The following is a 3,595-nucleotide window of genomic DNA, read 5'->3' on the forward strand; positions in this document are numbered from 1 at the left end:
AGTGTCGATCATCAGCTTGGCGAGGTTGGCATTGAGCGTCATCAGGGTCAGGGGGGTCATGAGAGGTGCTCCGATTGCATGAAGTCAGTCTATGCTGCGCCGCAGCATATGTAACGCGAATTCGGCACAAATCACTGTGATGCCTTGATCCTTGGCCGTATTTGGCTGATAAACCGCCTGATCACAGCGGAGATTCAGCTATGCGCGCGCGTATTTATCAGCCTTCCCGAACTGCCATGTCCTCTGGCACGGCCAAAACCCGTGTCTGGTTGCTGGAATTCGACCCAGAGCACGCGCGCGAGATTGACCCGTTGATGGGCTGGACCTCGTCGAAGGACACGCAAACGCAGGTGCGTTTGCAGTTCGCCACCAAGGAAGAAGCGGTGGAATACGCCCGCGATCACAACATCGACGCGCTGGTGCAAGACCCCAACAAACGCCGCGCGAATGTCCGCGCCGGCGGCTATGGCGAGAATTTCGCCACAGGGCGCCGCGGGGCCTGGACGCATTAACTCTTTCTACGTTTTCTTATGCTAGGCCCGTGACGGGCGGTGTGAGCAATACATATTCACAGGGCGGCCCCTCGCACGGTCGCCCGTTTTCATTTCGACCTGCTGAACAGATGCGCAAAGGTACAGAAACATGACGATCACCCAACTCGTGACCCACTCAGGCGGTTTTCATGCGGATGAACTCCTATCCTCTGTCATCCTGACGCGGCTGTTTCCAGACGCCACGGTGCTGCGCAGCCGCGACAAGGCGCTGATCACACCGGCCGAGGGGCGCATCATCTACGACGTGGGCGGTGACTTTGATGCCGAGGCAGGGATTTTCGATCACCATCAACGTCCCAATCCGCTGCGTGAAGACGGGCAGCCCTATAGCTCTTTCGGGCTGATCTGGGCGCATTACGGGCATGATTATCTGCGCGCGCTCGACGTGCCCGAGGCGGATGTGAATGCCATCCACGACAGTTTCGATCGCGGGTTTGTTCTGCCGATCGACCTGCTGGACAATGGTGCCGTCAACGCGTCAGAGGCGGGGCCGCTGTTTGCCGGTCTGACCTTGCCCGCGCTGTTGGAAAGCCTGAAACCCGTCTTCGATGACCGCGAGGAAGGCGTGGACGACCGCGCCTTTGCCGCCGCCTTGCCCATTGCGCGCGCCTTTGTCGAAGCGTCGATCCGTCGCAAAGCCGCCAAGTTCCGCGCCGAAGCGATGGTCATGACCGCCATTGATGCCGCGGGTGAAGGGCATGTGCTGGACCTGCCCATGGGCATGCCGTTTCGCGGGGCCGTGGTGAAGGCGGGGGCGGATCATCTGCTGTTCGTCATCCACCCGCGCGGCGAGGAATGGACGCTGACAACGATCCGGTCGGGGGATGATACGTTCGAGAACCGCGCTGATCTTCCGGTCGCTTGGGCGGGTCAAAAAGACGCCGCGCTTGAGGAAGCATCAGGCGTCAAGGGGGCAAAGTTCTGCCACAACGGCCGCTTTATCGCCGTCGCCGATAGCCGCGAGGCGATTTTGCAGATGGCCGACATCGCGGTGAAGGAAGCGCTGGCGGCGTAACCCGCCCGGCAGGCCTCTTTGTCGCCTGCCTGTGGTCTGCGTTCCGGCTTGCCCCCGTGGCCCGCGCGATTACACTGCGCGTTCAGCCATCGGGGGGCGTGACGCGTGAACAGCCAGCTTAGACATTTGCCACAGATCGATACGCTGTTGCAGCAACCGCATGTGGCGTCTTTGGTTGCGACCTACAGCCACGACGAGGTGCGCCGCGCCCTGCGCGAAACGCTCGACCAGCTGCGCCATGATATTCGGGGCGGCGGGGTGGTCGGCTTGCCCGATTTCGCCAGTGAACCCTTTGCCCATAGAATTGCCGACCGGATAAAGGCAGCCCGCCAGCCGAACCTTCGCCCTGTCATCAATGCCACGGGTATCATCATCCACACCAATCTGGGCCGCGCCCGTCTTGCCCCCGAGGCGCTGCAGGCGATGGATCAGATCGCTGCGCGGCCTTCGAACCTTGAGCTGAACCTGAAAACCGGAAAGCGCGGGTCGCGCTATGACCATGCCGAGGCGCTGATCTGTCAGTTGACGGGCGCTGAGGCGGCGCTGATCGTGAACAACTGCGCCGCGGCGGTGGTCTTGGCGCTGATGGGCAGCGCCGCGGGGCGCAAGGTGATCGCATCGCGCGGGGAGCTGATCGAGATTGGCGGGTCTTTCCGTCTGCCCGATGTGATCGCGCAAAGCGGTGCAGAGCTGAGAGAGGTCGGTGCCACGAATAAAACGCGGCTTAGCGATTATGCCGATGCGGTGGACGAGGATACGGCGGTTCTGTTGAAAAGCCACACCAGCAACTTTCGAATTGTGGGCTTCACCTCTGCCCCGTCCCGCAATGATTTGGCGCAACTTGCGGCGGAGCGGGATCTGATTCTGATGGAGGATCTGGGCAGCGGCGTGCTGATTGACCTTGCCCCCTTTGGGCTGCGCGACGAACCCGTGGTGGCGGATATCCTCAAAGCGGGTGTCGATCTGGTCATGTTCTCGGGCGACAAGCTGCTTGGTGGGCCGCAGGCGGGGATCATCGCGGGACGGGCGGATATTATCGCGGGGCTACGCAAGCACCCGTTGCTGCGGGCGTTGCGCATCGACAAGCTGTCGCTGGCCGCGCTCGAGGCGACCTTGCGTCTTTACCTGCCGCCCCATGATCCGCTGGCGCGGGTGCCGGTCTTGCGCGCGCTCTCGCAGCCTTTGGCAGAGGTAGAGGCGCGGGCGCAAAGGCTCGCGGGTTCCCTCGCTGCGGTGAAGGGGGTGGATGTTGAGGTGATGGCGTCAGCCGCCTATGTCGGCGGCGGGTCGCTGCCGCAGCAGGACCTGGACAGTTTCAGTGTTGTCGTGGCCTCTGCCGCGCTGTCTGCTGAAACCCTTGCGGATCGTTTACGGGGCGGGGTGGTACCCATTGTCGGGCGTATCCATCAGGGCAAGCTGTGGCTGGACATGCGTACGGTAACGGATGACGAACTGCCCGATATCGTCGCGGCGCTGGGCGCGATCGCCGCCACATGACATCGGCCTGCGTGATCGTGATCGGCCATGTGGATCATGGCAAGACGGCGCTGGTGCGCGCGCTCACGGGGATGGAGACGGACCGGCTGGCCGAGGAAAAAGCCCGTGGCCTGTCGATCGCGCTAGGCTTTGCCCATTGCGAGATGGCGGGTGGGACGCTCGATCTGATTGATGCGCCGGGGCACGAGGATTTCATCCGCACCATGGTGTCGGGTGCGAGCGGCGCGCAGGGCGCGATGCTGGTCGTCTCGGCCGTGGAGGGCATCGCCGCGCAAACGCGCGAGCATGTGCAGATCGCAAGACTGTTGCAGGTGCCCGTGGCGGTGGTTGCGGTGACCAAGGTGGATTTGATCCCCGACGCGACATTGCCCGCCCGTCTGGCGGAAATTGCGGATACCCTTGCCGCGCAAGGCGTTACCGGGGCCGAACTGGTGCCCTGTTCAGCCACGACCGCTGGCGGGACAGATCATCTGCGGCAGGTCTTGGCGCGGCGGTTCAACGCTTTGCCCGCGCGGGCCGCGCCGATGGG

Annotated in this window: 4 protein-coding genes; all 4 read left to right on the forward strand. The window is 63.0% G+C overall.

Features of this window, described 5'->3' with window-relative positions:
• Positions 1 to 200: 200 nt before the first annotated feature.
• The gene (locus B3849_RS00970) at positions 201 to 512 is read left to right on the forward strand and encodes an ETC complex I subunit (protein ID WP_005851432.1); all 312 of its coding nucleotides are present in this window, start codon (positions 201 to 203) and stop codon (positions 510 to 512) included.
• Positions 513 to 642: 130 nt separating this feature from the next.
• Entirely contained in the window at positions 643 to 1,569 is a 927-nt protein-coding gene (locus B3849_RS00975; RefSeq protein WP_005851434.1) for an MYG1 family protein, read from the forward strand.
• A gap of 126 nt (positions 1,570 to 1,695) precedes the next feature.
• Positions 1,696 to 3,066: an L-seryl-tRNA(Sec) selenium transferase gene (selA, locus tag B3849_RS00980; RefSeq protein ID WP_278424875.1), complete on the forward strand. Its 1,371-nt coding sequence runs from the start codon at positions 1,696 to 1,698 to the stop codon at positions 3,064 to 3,066.
• A gap of 11 nt (positions 3,067 to 3,077) precedes the next feature.
• Positions 3,078 to 3,595, forward strand: a 518-nt coding sequence (locus B3849_RS00985; protein ID WP_286779709.1) for a GTP-binding protein, incomplete at its 3' end; no start/stop codon positions are given.

Source organism: Sulfitobacter sp. UBA4523 (assembly GCF_002388305.1).
Taxonomy (GTDB): Bacteria; Pseudomonadota; Alphaproteobacteria; order Rhodobacterales; family Rhodobacteraceae; genus Sulfitobacter; species Sulfitobacter pontiacus.

What these genes read in the sequence shown, in the direction of transcription:
- B3849_RS00970 (WP_005851432.1), top strand. Translation starts at nt 201, where the DNA reads ATGCGCGCGCGTATTTATCAGCCTTCCCGAACTGCCATGTCCTCTGGC.
- B3849_RS00975 (WP_005851434.1), top strand. Translation starts at nt 643, where the DNA reads ATGACGATCACCCAACTCGTGACCCACTCAGGCGGTTTTCATGCGGAT.